The following is a 15,906-nucleotide window of genomic DNA, read 5'->3' as shown; positions in this document are numbered from 1 at the left end:
GTGTTGCATTTCGCGCGCATAGTACCTGTTTCCAGAAGCTAGATATAAACTGAGTAACGATAGACTGCAACTCCTCATAGACTAAACTTCATCGCTTTAGAATCGAGGCAGTGTTAAGCCAAGTTACGTCAGCAACTTGATTTGATCAATTTGACTGAAGAAACTGAAAGTCTTTCAGCAAACTCGACAGTCCATGTATCTTCAGAATGGCTTCTCTGCTACTTCTGAAAGATCTAGCCCTAATATTTAAAGCAGTAGCGGTGGCCCTGTTTTGGCTCCTACAGACCTGCATCATTTTAGTCAGGGATTTTATTGTGACTCCTCAAAAAGCTCAAATTCAAGCACTGATTAATGACATCGATAGAGTATTGGGTAAAGCCAGTCCTCGGTTGCCTTGGGTTATGTCCGGAGACGCAACCCAACAACGTCAAGTTTTAGAGCAAACTCGCAACTATTTAATTGCTCTTCAACAACAGGTGTCTGCGCCAGAATTTGAGCCAAGTAGTACGGGTGGTGATCTAGTTGCTTATGGTGCTTCAGCATCGTTGGGCGGTCAGCCGCAACCAGGACAGGGCGCAACTGTAGAATCAGCACAGCAAGTTTTGCAGGCTGTCTTGGAGGAGATGAGCTATTTGCGGGCAAACGTGATGCAGCCATTGCGCTCAGACATTGAGGAGATGAGCCAGCGGCGAGAGAGCTTAGTTCAGGAGATCAAACAGCTTGAAGCCGAGCGACAGCAATATGCGTTGCCCCAATCTGATGAGTTTTTCCAAACCTTAAGGGCACGTTTGCGAGAAGACTTGGCTGGGCAAATGACCCAAATGGTAGCCAGCCTGGAATCTGACAATGCAGAAATGGCTTTGGGAGCGGCGGATGAGGAGGGTGATTTAGAAGTATCGTCTCAGTCTTTGTTGACCCCCGCTCAACGCCTGAAACAGTTGCAAGCGATCCAGTCTCAGTCAGACCAACTGATTCTTAAGCTAGACACTACCCTTAGGGTTGTGTTTGACTCGCTCCAGGATAGTGTAAAGAGCTATCAAGAATCTCTAGGGCAGGGGCTTGAGCGAATGCACGGCTTTGGGCAGCAGGGTGAGGCTATGTTTGCCGCCTTGATGAGCCGCTTGGCTGGAGAATTGGGACGAGGAGCTTCTTCTTACCTTCAATCTTCAATTGAAACAACTGATTGGGAGCCGCGCCCAACTCTACAAGGAGTCGATCAACCAGTCTCATCTGGAATAACCCCCACCGATACGGTCGAGGACACCCTACCCCAACCTGGTCAGGTAACTGGAGAAGACCAATTAACTTCAGCAGATCAACTCTCTACTGAGCAGGTGAGTGATGCTGAAATTGACAAGTTATTGAATGAACTGAATGAGATCGCTCCTTCCACAGCTTCAGATCAGACTTCGGAGCAAACTAACTTAGAAGACTCAATGTCTGCTTCTGCGGCTTCCGTTAACCCTGTTACTGATGCCGAACTAGAAGATCTTGACCTGCTGACCTTTGAGCTAGATGATTTGCCCTTGGAGGTTCCCCCTGATGCTGATGACACTACAGCATTCCAGGTCGGTGAGGACTTTCAACTGACTGAAGCAGGGATATCCACTTTTCCAGAGTCTTCGTCAGCAGAGAATACTACTCTGTTTCAGAACGATCAATTTGAGTTTCCGTTTGATGAGCCTCCTGCTGCTGATGCCAATGAGACAAATCTCACAGCCGCAGCTTCAGAACCACAGATCGCCGATTTGGATTCAGCCCTCGATCTGCTCAATCAGCTTAGTGTTGAACTGCATGAAGAGCCTGTTGAAGACGAGCCAGAGTCAACGCCTGCCATTTTAGAGTCAGCGATTGTTCCCGAACCGCCTGACGAAGATGAATCTGAATTGCCCCCAACAGATTCGGTGGAAATGTCTGCGGCACCTGTTGCCTCACCCGACAACCTTTACAACCAGCTTGATGATTTCTATCAGAACATATTCGGTGCAGGTGAGAATGCCGCTGCTGAACAGTCTGAAGCTCGACTAACTGACCTTTCTCCCAGTGAATTAGCGGCTGGTTTAGGCGTTGAGCCGATCGCTACGCCGACTTCCCCAGAGCCAGTGCAAGAAGCAAATATTCCTGGAGATCTGGTGAATGAAAGCAGTGAACAGGCGATTGCTCCCCTAGACGATGCATTTCTCAGCAGCGAACTGAGCGATGAACTATTTGGTGGGTTGGGCGATCCATCTGAGTCAGTCGACGATACACTGCTTTCCCTTCCGCCAGAGGTTCTGGTGGATGAAACTTCAACAGACCAATCCTTAGAAGACTTTCCGTTCGACTTGGGGCTAGAAGATTTTCCACTGACCGATTTGTTGAGTGAAACCGATCTGTTGAGTGAAACTGATTTGTTGAGTGAACCGGACAGCATTTCTGCCGAAGTTCCAGAGATGTCTTTGGCAGATGAGGAAATTCTGCCTGTTGTAGAAGATGAATCTGAGGATGTCACAGAAGAATTATTACCTCCGCCTCAGTCACAACCCACCCCTCCAGATGAAATAGATACGATTGCTAATCTGTCTGATTTGCTGGGCTCGACTCCTGCTGAAGTTGAGCCTGAGATACAACCTGAGCTCACAGTTCAGCCTGAGGCGATTGCTCCCGTTGAAGATACCTACATCACGGCCGCTCCCGATGAAGACTTGCTGGTGACCGAAGAATCTCAAACCGATCCTCGCGTTGATCTTCAGCTCGATCCAGATGTCCTTGAGCAGTTGACGGCTGACCTATCTAATCTAGAAGGTTTGCAGGGCAGCAACCTTTCTGCCTTAGAAGCAGATTTAGAAACGACCGAGTCACCAGATTGGACCTTCGTAGACTGGGATGAAACAGAACCTGCGGTCGAGCCACCTCCAGCACTAGCTCCAGAGCCACTTTTAGAAGATACAGATTTCCTAGAACCAGAGCTCGAGGCAGTTGAACCTGTCGTTGAGCCTTTACCCGAAGACTCAATTGAGGCGATCGTCTCCCCTGATGTGACTCTCTCTAGTTCTTCTGAAACACCCGACACGATTGACGATCTGTTTTTCCCCGATACCTCAGATTTATCGGATTTGCTTTCCTATCAAGAAGCTCTTGCTGCTGAAGTCGCCGATCAGGAAATTAGCTCATTTGAGGACGAGGAGCTAGGAGATTTTGGCGATCGAGAATTAGATACCTTTACTAGCGGCTCCTTTACTGGTGGATTGAGTACAGAACTGCCACTGCTGGATCAGAACACGACCCTGTCCGATCTGTTTAGCCCTGAGCCTGATTTATCCACCGAATCAGATCTAGAACTAGAAGATGATCTGCTAGCTGATGATTTTGAAGATCTAACTTCCCCAGCTTCGTCTCAACGAGAAACCACCTTAGAAGAACTGTTTGCGATCGCTGAAGTCGATACTGCGGCTCCGCCACCCCCCCCTTCAGAGACAGAAACTTCTGACGTATTTGACCCGTCACTTGAGCAAAGCTCAGCAGAATCTTCCCAGCCCGACTACGACCTTGCGCTAGAAGACTTGTTTGCGCTACCTCCAGATGACCTCGATGCAGCACCCCTTCCAGAGGGAGAATATGTGCCGACCGAGCAGGATGAGCTTCAGTTTACAGAACCCCCAAATTCTTCCTGGACGAGTGAAACAACTCTGGAGGGGCTATTCGACCTGCCGGGTTCCGAAACTGCCCAACCCTCAGTTGAAATCCAAGAGCTGACCTTAAATGATTTTGTTCAAGAGGTTGCTGCTCCGGACGATGTGCCTGTTTCTCCTAGTCCGTCTGATCCGCTCGATGAATCCAGCTCAGCAGTGTTGGACTTTGCGGACTTTGAAAATCTAGAACCAGAGCAACCAAATATCCAAGAAGAACCTGATACGTTCACCCTGGAAGGACTGGATAGTCTATTTGAAGAGGTTTCTGAAGCAGAATCACAATCTTCCGCAGCACCCTCTGATGAGCTTGACCTATCTACTGACTTTGAGCCATCTCCAGAACTGCAGGCTGCTTCTGAAGATTGGACGCTAGAGAATGTTTTTGCTGAACCCGAACCGTCTGTTGAGTATGGCTCTGCAACTGATTTAGATTTTGATTTTCTAGAAGCAGTTCCGCCTGTCGAGTATGGATCTACAACCGATTTATACACCGCCGACTTAGACTCATTAGATCTGCCTGACGTAGAGTATGGCTCTGCAACAGATCTGACATCTTTTGAAGTGGAGTCTGGACCTGAAGCAATTTCCTCTCCTGATCTTGATTTTTTGGGAATAGAACCAACAGACCCTGAAGACGCTGAAAAAAAAACTCTAAATTCAGACCTGACGGAGGTATCTGAACCTGATTTAGAGTTTACGGATGTAAATTTTGCGGATGCAGAGTTTGCAGAACTGACCTTAGACTCAGTCACCGAACCTGGGCCAGAAACAGAGCTCGAAGTCCTGCCAGATGACAGTTTAGATGACAACCTAAGTTACCCCAGTGCTATAGAGGGGGCTGTGGAGCTTGAGTTGCCTGAGCTAGAGACAGAGATAGTTTCTGGAGCAGAACTTGAGTTACCTGAGCTAGAGCCAGTCCCTGAGGCAGAACTTGAGTTACCTGAGCTAGAGCCAGAGATAATCCCTGAAGTAGAGCTTGAGTTCACATTAGAGAATGGTCTGACTGATTCGACAATTGCCTCGGCAGATAACATTTCGGCTGAATTGTCAGTCGAAGCGCCTATTGATATTCCTGAAGCTCCTACCGAAATCTCGGAAGAAGAGGGAGTAGACGATTGGAGCGATCGCCTTCCTGCTGATTTTGACCCATCTGACCTTCCTGCTGCCAGATTGGATGATGCTAACCCCTTCCCTGATATTGCATTGCTTGATCCTGGTTTTGGGCTATCAGGTTTGGAGTCAGGACTGCAAGGTGAAATTCCACCATCTGGAGAATCAGCCGAAGAACCAGTTGCTAAAGACTGGTATCTAGGAATCGATTTTGGCACAACCGGTATTTCTGCCGTTTTGCTCAACCGCTCAACCTGCGAACTTTACCCCATCTATTGGTCAGAGGCACGACCCCAAGATCAGGGCGGCTTCGTCGCAGATAAGTCTTTTCGGTTGCCTGCGATCGCCTATCTATCAACCGGACGCGACACTCCAATAGATCCCAATCTGCCATCCCCAAACCAGGATCAGGCTGCCGTCACCTCAGTCGCAATTGGCTCTCTCGCCCTTGACCTTAACCAGCGCAACCAGTCTGGCGATGCAAACTTCGACGCAGATTCTTGGAGGCTATTGCTGCGGGACTTTAAGCCCTATCTGAGTATTGGCGTTCCCCATTATTCTCCTCAAACATCAGGCTGGGAGCCTGTTTTACAGTGGTCTGATCAGCATCAGCTAGAGATGAGTTGGCTGCACCAGGCGTTACAAACGCTGTTGGCGACCCTCAGTCATCATCGCTTGTCTACTCCCGCGCACTCAGCTCTAAGCTGTGCAGCCGTTGGACTAGATGCAGCAACGTTCCAGACTGCTCTACGGCAGCTTGCTGGTGTAGTCATGGGCTACCCCGCCCATTGGTCAGATACCTACAGCTTCAACATTCGAGAAGCAGTACTGGGAGCCAGATTGGTTGCCCATCCAGAGCAAATCTTCTTTATTGAAGATGCGATCGCCACTCTCCTATCGGGACTACGCAGTTCAGACGGTCGAGCCGTTGTACTGCCCAACAATCTTTCTCAAAAACCCTACCTCTACAACACCGATTGGCAAGGCAGCACCCTGGTAATTAGCGCTGGAGCAAGTGTGACTGAGATGGCACTCGTTGACTTGCCTAGCGCTCTGCAAAATCTCACCTACCAAGATTTCACCTTACGCAGCCTTCCCTATGCCGGAAAAGCGCTCGACCAGGACATCATTTGCCAACTGTTGTATCCCACCTGGTCACGCCAACCCCGTCGTTCTGACACTGCTTCTGAAGGTTACACGTTTAGCTCAGGACAAACTCCTAAATCTCGTGCATTTGTAGATGGCTGGCACTGGCAACCAACCGAATCTAATTCTGAAACCATGACCTGGGCAAGTTTAGAACTAGAAAACTTAACTCTGCCCTCTACTGGAGAGCCAGACCCCGTCAACCGACAGCGGCTACAGCAGCGGCTTGAAAGCTTACCCATGGGTCAAAGCCTACTGGACGCTGCAAGATACCTGAAACTCATTTTGCAGCAGCAAGATCGGTTCAATCTAGAATTGGGCGATCAGCAGTGGACGGTGATGCGCCGAGAGTTGGGTAGCCGTGTGCTCCTGCCGTACATTCAGCGGCTAAACCGAGAATTAAATGCTTTGCTGACTCAGAGTGGTGTACCGATTCAATCGATTAATCAAGTGGTTTGTACGGGTGGTACAGCTTCCTTTGGGGCGATCGCCCGCTGGCTCAGGCAAAAGCTGCCAAATGCCACCATCATTCAAGACACCTACACTAACAGTCGGGCTGGTTCCACCCAGGAAAGCCGCCTTCCTACCTGTAGCCGAGTTGCGTATGGGCTAGCAACCTTACCTCTTCATCCCCAGGTACTCAACTTACCCCGGCAGCAATACAGCGACTATTTCCTGTTGATGGAATTGCTCAGAGCATTTCCTGACCAACCCCTCTCCCTCTCTCAAATCATGCAGATGCTAGAACGGCGGGGTATCAATACTCAAGCTTGCCGTTTGCACATCCTGGCTCTTCTAGAAGGACATCTTCCTCCTGGTTTGGTGCCCACTGAAAAGCACGCTGATTTGCTCGCTCAACAATCCAAGCAAAATCCAGATTACCAAATGCTACTGGCAGCTCCATTGTTCCAAAAGCTCGACAGCCAAACCTATCGTCCTAATTACCAGCAGTGGAATCACTTCCGCAGTTATCTCAGCACCATTACAGCCAGCACCCACCAAAAGCTGTCAGAGCCTCTCACCGTTGGGCTGAGCGTTTCTACTCAGGAATAAGCCTCAATAGAGGGTGCTGTTGAGCGTAAAAATAGACTTCCTGCATGAATCATTTTTTGAAGTGCGAATGGGGGCGCGGCTTAGCCGTGCCCCCATTCGCACTAAAGGTCTATGTCCAAATCCAACTGAGCGAGTTGAGCAATGCCGTGGAGTGATTAGACATTACGCCATAGCGCTTATACAATTTTTATTTGCCAAACCCTAGATTTAACCTTGGCAAAAGCAGTTTTTTACGGAAGTTCAGTACATTAGAACTTTATAAAACTCCAATCCAGTTCAAAGATTGGGCAAATGCAACCTATTTCCCTGGCTTGATCCAAGAGTTGCCTTTTATATTTACAGAAGGTTGACTTTCAGCCGACTGACCTGTAGAGGAGATGACCACGAATCGTGATTACCACTTCCAACCCTCCTTCTTCCTTGTTAACTCACTCACCTGCGCTGACTCACTTGAATGAGATCATTGCCTCTTCCGCAGAGGTGCATCCTTCTGTAAATAGTAAGGCTAAGCGCCTGATTGATATCCTGGGAGCGCTGGTTGGTCTAGCAATCACTGCCCTTGTGGCAATCCCAGTGGCGATCGCCGTCCAGTTTGATAACCCTGGCCCAATCTTCTACAGCCAAATCCGTTGTGGACTGAACGGCAACACCTTCCGCATTTGGAAGTTTCGCTCAATGGTTATCGAAGCTGATGCTCTAAAGCACCTGGTTCACAATCAGGCAAAGGGCAGCATTTTCAAAAACCGCAATGACCCCCGCGTCACCAGAGTCGGTCGCTTCTTACGCCGTACTAGCCTGGATGAATTGCCCCAATTTTGGAATGTTCTCAAAGGGGAAATGAGTTTAGTTGGCACCCGTCCCCCAACCGTAGATGAAGTGATGAAGTACAAGCGCCATCACTACAAGCGTCTACTGGTTAGACCTGGAATCACCGGGGAATGGCAGGCTAACGGGCGCTCTACCGTCGAGGATTTTGAAGACATCGTCAAAATGGACATCGCCTACCAGACAAAGTGGTCAATTGGCTACGACATTGCCCTCATCTGGAAAACGATTCAGGCAGTCCTAAATAAAAGTGGAGCTTACTAAAGCTTGCATCTAAGCTTAGTTGAAGCATGAATCTACAGGCGCACTGGAACCAGTGCGCCTTTTTTGTCTAGATTTCACAGGGTATTTCACAAAAGCCCTCAGCCAATTCTGATCAGCCTCAGATCCAAGGTTCATCATCGTCATCAATAGGTTGATCAGATTGAGCAGATTGATCTGGTTCATCGGAGCGATCGCCCCAATAATCTGAATCTACTGCCTTTGCCTCATTTGAAGGAATCGTTGAATCTGATGGAGTTGTGTCTGGTGCTGGTGGTGAACTGCTTGAGGCGTGTTTCACATCCGGATCAAAGATTTCTTCAGCCTGAACGGTTAGTGTTTGAATACCTTCTTCTACCTGTTTGCCTAGTGTTTGAGTCCTTTCTTTAAGCTGTTCTGCTAGGGTTTGGCTTTTTTCCTTTGCCTGTTGAGCTATGGTTTGAGATTCTGCTTTAATCTGTTCGCTAAACGTTTGCGCCCTTTCCTTTGCCTGCTGAGAGAGGAAATGGGCACGTTCTTTTGCCTGTTCTGCTAACGTTTGTAGCCGTTCTTTGGCTCCTCCAGTAGCAGATTGGGCGCGTTGGGTGAGCGATCGCCACTCCTGGGTTGCCTGCACATAATCCTCCTTCAGCACGTCCCCGGCCTTCGTCAGCCTTTGCTTAATGCCTTCCCGATACAGCGCACATTTATGAGCCGTGGTTTCTGAAACCAGCACTCGCTTACTGCCAACGCTCAAAATTTGTGTAGGCGGAAGCTGATACACATCCCCTGCAATGCCGCCCCAACCGCTGGAGATAAACAGGTATTGCGTAATCGCCCCCGTTTTCAGGTTAAACAAATAATCAGTGATTCTGCCGATTTTGTTGCCTGCATCGCTCCAAATCTCGTGACCAATCACAGATTCCAGCTTTCGTACCTTATCGGCATCTGTTTCTTCTGGCTGCCCTTGGGTCAAAACCCCGTTTGTACCCAAGGTTGAAAGTTGGGCTAGCTTAAATGCTGTCTTTTTAGCTCCCAAGAAGCCCGACTTGCAGACAAACCCCAACACTTGATGCTTAGGAGGATGCATCCACAGCACTTCGACTCGTCCTAATTCTTCCAGGCTGTTGCGGTCAAGCACTAGCTGATTCAGCAACTCACTTTGCTTGATTACCTCTGGTCGAGTAGTCATACAGCCCCAAGGTCAAACTATTTCTCGCATCCCCTCAAGTCTATCCTAGAGGCTGGTTCCATCTTTAAAGCTGTAGGTTGGGTGAAGCAAAGCGAACCCTAACAATCGCAGGTATCCCGGTGTTGGGTTCCGCTGCACTTCACCCAACCTACAAAAAGAAAATCCCCAGCCGAAGCCAGGGATTAAATCAGGGTGCATCTACCATTCCTTTATTCCCTATACACCCCTTCTATCAGGAAAGTTTTCGGCAAAGTTAGAAAATTATTCTAATTTGCTTCTCCTAAAACAACAGCGTGCCAGGGTTTGCGCTGTTCTCCAGTGTTGTCAAACACAACATGCTTGACGACGGTGTATTCCTCCAGCGCGTAGTAGGACATATCCTTGCCAATGCCACTTTCCTTGAAACCGCCATGAGGCATTTCACTGGCGATCGGGATGTGGTCATTGACCCAGACCGTACCGCACTCCATCGCTGCTGACATTCGCATGGCTCGCTGCACGTTAAGCGTCCAAACGCTGCCTGCCAATCCGTAGGGCGTATTGTTTGCCAACTTAATTGCCTCAGCCTCGTCTGAGAAGCGATTGACTACCACGACTGGACCAAAGATTTCTTCACGAACACAGTTTGCATCTTCGGGCGCATCCACCAGGATAGTCGGCGGGTAGTAAAAACCTTCGCTCTCCGGCAGTTCACCACCCAAGGCGACTTTAATTCCTTGCTGACGGGCTTCTTCGACATAGCCTTTGACCTTGAGTCGCTGAGGTTCGCTGACCAGCGGACCGATATCTGTTCCTTCCTCGAACGGGTTACCGACCTTCACCTGTTTGGACAGATCAATAAAGCGGCTGAGGAACTGGTCAAATGCCTCGTTTTGCACATAAATTCGAGTGGCAGCAGTGCAGTCTTGCCCGCTGTTGACGTAGGAAGCTGCTACTGCCCCATGCGCTGCTGCCTCAACGTCCGCATCAGCAAAGACGACAAAAGGTGCTTTGCCGCCCAATTCTAGGGTGACGCGTTTGACCATTGGGCTGGCGAGTTCGGCGATGCGCTTACCCGTGCGAGTACTGCCCGTGAAGCTGATCATACGGGTGTTGGGATGGGTACAAATTGCTTCACCAACCTCGGCTCCCCCCGTGACGACGTTGATCAATCCAGCAGGGAAGCCAGAGTCGAGGGCAATCTTAGCCAGTTCAATCGTAGTGACAGGCGTATTGGGTGCGGGCTTAATTACAACGGCGTTGCCTGCTGCCAGGGCTGGCCCAAGCTTCCAAATTGCCATCATGAAGGGATAGTTCCAGGGGGTAATTGCACCGACTACACCGATGGGTTCACGCCGAATCATACTGGTGTAGCCGCCGATGTAGCTTCCGGCAGCGGTGCCTTCTTGCCGACGCAGCACTGAGGCAAAGTAGCGCAGGTTGTCGATCGCAAAGGGAATGTCGCCTTCAACAGTTAGTTTCAGCGGCTTACCAGAATTTTGGCTTTCCAGCCTTGCCAATTCTTCGCTTTTAGCTTCTAGGGCATCACATAGTTTCAGCAGTGCTGCGCTGCGTTCTCCATAGGAAAGGGCGGCCCAGGCGACTTGCGCTTGTTTAGCGATCGCCACCGCCTGATCAACATCTGCCTTACTTCCCAAAGCAACCGTTGCAAACACTTGTCCAGTTGCAGGATCAATTAGATCTTCGCTGCCTGTAGAGACGAGTTCTTCTCCAATCACCATTGGATAATGAATCAGCTTGTCCATAAAAACCTCTTGAATCAATGAAGAGTTAAAAATTCAAAGTGCAAAATTTGTAGAGTAGCGATATCGGTAGGGGCGAAGCATTCGGTTACAATCCTTGCAACTGAAGCACAATTCTTTTGCCGAATGCTTCGCCCGCACACCAAATAGTGCTTCTTTAGGAAATAGGATTCCGTATCAATCAGGGAGAAGGATGCAGTCGTTAGCATTCCAGGAAAGGGACTGTTCGGGGCTGAGGTCTGCGGTTGAGCTGAGTTGAGTGACGGTGAGTAATCCGATGGGCGTTTCGACCTTGAGTTCAACGAGTTGACCAACATAGGTAACACTAGCAACTTTGCCAGAAAGTTGATTGTCTGCTTTAGTAGTCTTAGCAGTTTCACCCAGGCACAGTCGTTCTGGACGAACCATCAGGGTTACAGCGTCGCCAATAGTGGGCGATCGCCCTGGTGAAGCTGCCCAAATCTTTGTTCCGCTAACCTCAACAGCAGCCGTTTCTCCGTTTGCTTCTAGAACTGTGCCTCTGAGAAAATTGGCTTTACCAATGAACTGAGCTACAAACAGCGAAGTGGGGCGATCATAAATTTGCTTAGGAGTGCCAATTTGCTGCACTTGACCGTTGTGCATCACGGCAATGCGATCGGACAGCGCTAGCGCTTCCTCCTGGTCGTGAGTCACGTAGATGAAGGTAAGATTTGTTTGCTTTTGCAGATCGCGTAGCTCCTGACGCACTTCCTCCCGAATTTTGGCATCCAGGGCAGACAGCGGTTCGTCCAGGAGTAACACTTTGGGACGGCTGATCAACGCCCTTGCCAGGGCAACTCGCTGTTGCTGTCCGCCAGAAAGTTGTGAAGGACGGCGATCGCCCATTCCTTTTAACTGAAACATCCGCAACGATTCCTCCACCCGCTCAGCAACTTCAGCCCGATTAGTTTTGGCAATTCGCAGCGGATAGGCAATATTCTCAGCCACCGTCAAATGCGGAAACAGGGCATAGCTTTGAAACACGGTATGCACATTACGCTGATAGGGAGGCTGCTCCGTCACCTCCTCTCCGCCAATCCAAACTCGTCCATACTCAGGAATCTCAAATCCCCCAATCAACCGCAAAGTTGTTGTTTTGCCAGACCCGCTCGACCCCAACAGTGAGTAAAACTCTCCGGGCTGCACGTCAATCGTCACATCCCGCGCTGCAAAAATTTCCCCCGCTGCCGTCGGGTAAATCTTACTCACCCCTTCCAAATAAACAACGCTACCATCCCTCATTCTTCATCCCTCATCCCTTCCCACAACCCACTGACTCAGCAACACAATCCCCGTACTTGCTATTAATACCAGTGTCGCAACTGCGGCGATTTCTGGGGTAATGTCTGTTCGCAATCTGCCCCAGATTTCCATGGGCAATGTATTGTCTCGCCCAGTCAGAAAAATCGTCACGACCACCTCATCAAACGATAATGTGAACGCCAGCAGCGCCCCTGAAACGATCGCACTGCGAATGTAAGGGAAGATTACACCGCGAAAAACTTGGGCTGGTTTTGCTCCCAAATCGTAGGCAGCTTCCTCTAGGCCCCGAGGAAACTGAGACAGTCGCGTCAAAATTGGCCCTAGCGCCACCGGCAGCCCAAATACGGCGTGCCCTAAAATCACTGTCCACAAGGAAAGCTCAAGCCCTAGGCTAGAGAAGTAAGCCAGCATTGCCACTCCTGTGACCACTCCAGGCAACAGAATGGGCAAATTTAACGCAATCCGAAAACTGGTTTTGCCGAAGAATTGATAGCGGTAAATTGCAAAAGCAGCTAGCAGCCCAAATCCAATTGCCAAAAGGGTTGCCATTGCTGCTACTTGCAGCGAATTCCAGAGGGAGAGACGCAGGGAGCGATCGCCAAACGCCATCTCATACCAGTTAACAGTGAATCCCTTAAACGGCAGCGACAGAATTGCCGAATCATTAAAACTGATGAAGATAAGAGTGGCGATCGGCAAATACAGAAAAGCGTAAACCAGGATTGTCCAGAGAGTTAAAAGCCAGGGTTGCTGCTGAGTGTGGCGTTTTTCCGTTGAAGAGGAAGCATTAGTCATTAGTAGTTAAGCTGCATCGCCAACGGAGGCGGGTTGACACGCCAAAGCTGCTCTAAATAGGTAGCGGGCACCGTTAGATACAAAACATCTCCTGCATCTAGACTAACTTCTAGCAAATCCCATCCATGAATAGTTTGGCAGCGAGTTTCAAGATAAAGCGGTACAAAATCAGCCGTCATCGCTGCTTCTTTCACTCGCCGACCACAAAAAGGATGCCCTGGTGTAATGATGGTCGCTAGTGCTACCCACAAACTATCAGCCGTCATCCCATTTCCCAAGACTCTTCCACCCAGGGCGGCGGCTGCAAAAGAAGGAGCCGCAAGTTCGGCTGGGCTCAGAACCGCCTCAAAGTCAAATACTTGCTGAGCCAGTGGCGCAAATTGGGGATCTTGGTTGCGGACGATCACAGGTAATTTAGGAGCAAGTCCCTTGGCAGTTAGGGCAATTTCCAGGTTAGCCACATCATCGCTGGTAACGGCTAAAAGGGCTTCAGCTTCAGCAACGTTAGCTGACTCCAAAGTTGCTAAGACGCTAGCATCTCCCTGAATCACCGGCACTTTGAGCGAATGGGCAACATTCAAAAACCGATTGTTAGGGTCAGGCTCAATCACCACAATCTCACAGCCATTAGCGTGAAGGTAGTTGACGATTTGTACCCCGACTCCATCTAACCCACAGATGATGTAGTGCTGACTATGGGGAATGCGGCTCGTGTTCCAAAGCTGCTTAAACCGGGTCCCCAAAACAAAGTCATTCAGCAGCGCGTAGCAAATTCCAGTAACTGCCGCGCCGACCAGCATCATGACCACAGTAAAAACTTTGATACTTGCAGGAGCATGTTCCACAACACCTTCGTTGCCCCCAGCTCCCGTAATCATTCCTACAGAAAAGTACAGGGCATCTATGGGTGTGGTTTGCAGGTTTACTGCTGTGTAAGTCAGGGTTGCACCAAAAATCGTCGCCAATAGCACTAACATCACGACAACGGTAGGCTGAACCTGCTGCTGAAACTGCCGCAGACCAAGCAAAAACTCCGAAAACTTTTGCTTAAAGGTTTTACGAAAGTTGCGAACACTGGGCTGAGTTGCAACAATCAGGCGATCGCCCACCCGCAAAGACTGATCCTCAACCACCGCAGATATTAGATCCAATCTGCTATCCACGGGCAAGTAGTAAATCAACATGCGAGAACGGTCTTCCCATAGATCGGCTAGCTTCCGTCCCTTCCAGGGATGCGTTTCGTCGATGTGCTCCTCGTGAATCGGCCAGATCTGGTGAAATAATCGCAACTGCCCGATCGCCCGATTGCCCATCGCGGCAAAGGCAAATACTGGCGCAGATAGAGCAGCGACGCTCATGCTGGCGTGGTCAGGTAGGGTGTGGTCAAGGCGATCGCCCAAACTGGTATTAAACAAACGGCTAATAATCCGAATTCGAGGATTTAGCACCCTTGCTTGAATCAGAACTGCCAGATTCAACGCATCATCGCGGGTTGCCAGCACCAGCGTATGAGCTTCCTTAACCCCTGCTGCCAAAAGCGTTCCAGCCGAGCGCAGATCTCCGACTACCACATCGGCTTCATGATCTACATCTAGACCGTGCAGCTGTTCGCGCAAGACTTCCACCGGGGAGTCGCTAATCCCCACGACTAAAGCACCCTGCTGCTTCAACAAGGAGAAAATTTTATAGCCAGTTCGACCTAAACCACAGACAATAATTCGGGTTTTCATATCAAAGCAACATTCAAATCTGGCGTTGCGGTTAGCAGAAATTCCACCAACTATTCAAACCCCAATTGTTTGCCAGTCTGGCTGAGGGAACTGTAGCTGAAAACACGACGTTACAAAACTTTGGGCGCGGTAGCCCTGCTTTACGGTGGGAACACTAGAGGAAAATTGAGCTATTGCGATTACCTATGCACCGCCCTTCTGCCAAAGGCACGATTCGCCCCAAAATCAGCACCATGCCTCGCCCAAAAACAGAGGCAACCGCATTTCTTGATTTGTACAAGTTGGTGATTGAGAAGAAGCGACTTCAGCAAGAATTGCAGAGCCTTGAACAGCGACGACAGCAAATTTCAGACCGAATTGCAGTTTTAGACGATCAGGTTGCTGAACTTGAAAACAACGTGCAGCAGATGCGAGAAGAAGTGCCGACTGTTGCCGCAGAACCAACAATTCGATCATCTGTGAAAACGGCGAAGATGGCGATCGCTCCCTCTCCACCGGATACCTTCAATACCCTATTCCTCGAATATTAGATTCGCACCACCTTCTGAACAGTAGCGAGTGTCCTTGTAAGGGCGTAGCATTCGAGCAAAGGCTTTCAGTTTGTTTTGAGGTCTATCTGCCGAAGCCACGCCCTTACCCGTGTTGGGAAACAGATTTGTTTATTTGCTCGTTTCCAATCTCCAGCTTGAAATATTGGTTTGGAAGCTCTAGCTTCTCTGTTGGTAGTTGAAGAATTTGGAGCTTCTCTGAAGCGATTCCCAAGCCGGAGTGAGACGTGATCGGCGATCGCCTCATTAGGAGGCAGGGCCTCTGGAGCTGCATGATAAGGGGAAGCCTCGTAACAAGAATTTTATCTACTCAAGTTCCTGTTCTGCTGCTCTAGCTTCATCTTCTAGCGCTTGAATTGCCAACAGCAGTTCCTCTTCCTGGATTTCAAATTCCTCTTCAGGAACTTCGCCCATGTCGAAGGCGAGTTGGAGTGACAGCAACTGTTTGCTCAAGTTTTCCTTATCATCTAGGGCTGCGTTTGCCTGCTCTAGAACTTTATTGCCGACCCAGGCAATGCCACTGATGGGAGCTGTAATCGGTGTCAGGAGAAGATCAAGAAACATGGATTG

The 15,906-nt window shown here is 49.5% G+C and carries 9 protein-coding genes; 3 read left to right on the top strand and 6 right to left on the bottom strand.

Going from position 1 to position 15,906, the window contains the following annotated elements:
• The first annotated feature begins 314 nt into the window (after positions 1-314).
• Together H6F93_RS26905 and H6F93_RS26900 are read left to right on the top strand one after the other, a co-directional pair.
• On the top strand, positions 315-6,980 hold the full coding sequence (locus H6F93_RS26905) for a coiled-coil domain-containing protein (protein ID WP_190687613.1): 6,666 nt from the start codon (positions 315-317) through the stop codon (positions 6,978-6,980).
• A gap of 390 nt (positions 6,981-7,370) precedes the next feature.
• Positions 7,371-8,069, top strand: coding sequence for a sugar transferase (locus tag H6F93_RS26900; RefSeq protein ID WP_190641414.1), 699 nt, complete (start codon positions 7,371-7,373; stop codon positions 8,067-8,069).
• 118 nt (positions 8,070-8,187) lie between these two features.
• Here H6F93_RS26900 and H6F93_RS26895 read toward each other — a convergent pair whose 3' ends face one another.
• From H6F93_RS26895 to H6F93_RS26875, 5 genes are all read right to left on the bottom strand, one after another.
• Complete coding sequence (locus tag H6F93_RS26895; RefSeq protein ID WP_190687610.1) at positions 8,188-9,237, bottom strand: PRC-barrel domain-containing protein; 1,050 nt, start codon at positions 9,235-9,237, stop codon at positions 8,188-8,190.
• 266 nt (positions 9,238-9,503) lie between these two features.
• Positions 9,504-10,982: an aminobutyraldehyde dehydrogenase gene (locus H6F93_RS26890; protein ID WP_190687606.1), complete on the bottom strand. Its 1,479-nt coding sequence runs from the start codon at positions 10,980-10,982 to the stop codon at positions 9,504-9,506.
• Between the two features lie 174 nt (positions 10,983-11,156).
• Entirely contained in the window at positions 11,157-12,242 is a 1,086-nt protein-coding gene (locus H6F93_RS26885) for an ABC transporter ATP-binding protein (RefSeq protein WP_190687603.1), read from the bottom strand.
• A gap of 3 nt (positions 12,243-12,245) precedes the next feature.
• On the bottom strand, positions 12,246-13,058 hold the full coding sequence (locus H6F93_RS26880; protein WP_190687600.1) for an ABC transporter permease: 813 nt from the start codon (positions 13,056-13,058) through the stop codon (positions 12,246-12,248).
• Entirely contained in the window at positions 13,058-14,788 is a 1,731-nt protein-coding gene (locus H6F93_RS26875) for a potassium channel family protein (protein ID WP_190687596.1), read from the bottom strand. The genes H6F93_RS26880 and H6F93_RS26875 overlap by 1 nt, the downstream gene beginning before the upstream one ends.
• Positions 14,789-14,973: 185 nt before the next feature.
• On the opposite strand from H6F93_RS26875, the gene H6F93_RS26870 reads away from it, so the two are divergent.
• Positions 14,974-15,318 (top strand): hypothetical protein, encoded by a 345-nt coding sequence (locus H6F93_RS26870; protein ID WP_190687593.1) that lies wholly within the window; start codon positions 14,974-14,976, stop codon positions 15,316-15,318.
• Positions 15,319-15,642: 324 nt separating this feature from the next.
• Here H6F93_RS26870 and H6F93_RS26865 read toward each other — a convergent pair whose 3' ends face one another.
• The gene (locus H6F93_RS26865; RefSeq protein ID WP_190687590.1) at positions 15,643-15,900 is read right to left on the bottom strand and encodes a gas vesicle protein GvpG; all 258 of its coding nucleotides are present in this window, start codon (positions 15,898-15,900) and stop codon (positions 15,643-15,645) included.
• Positions 15,901-15,906: the final 6 nt, after the last annotated feature.

Origin of the sequence: Leptolyngbya sp. FACHB-671 (assembly GCF_014695745.1) — a bacterium.
Lineage (GTDB): Bacteria > Cyanobacteriota > Cyanobacteriia > Elainellales > Elainellaceae > JAAUTN01.
Note: the sequence above shows the minus strand (reverse complement) of the source record. Positions and strands in the feature narration are given on the sequence as shown.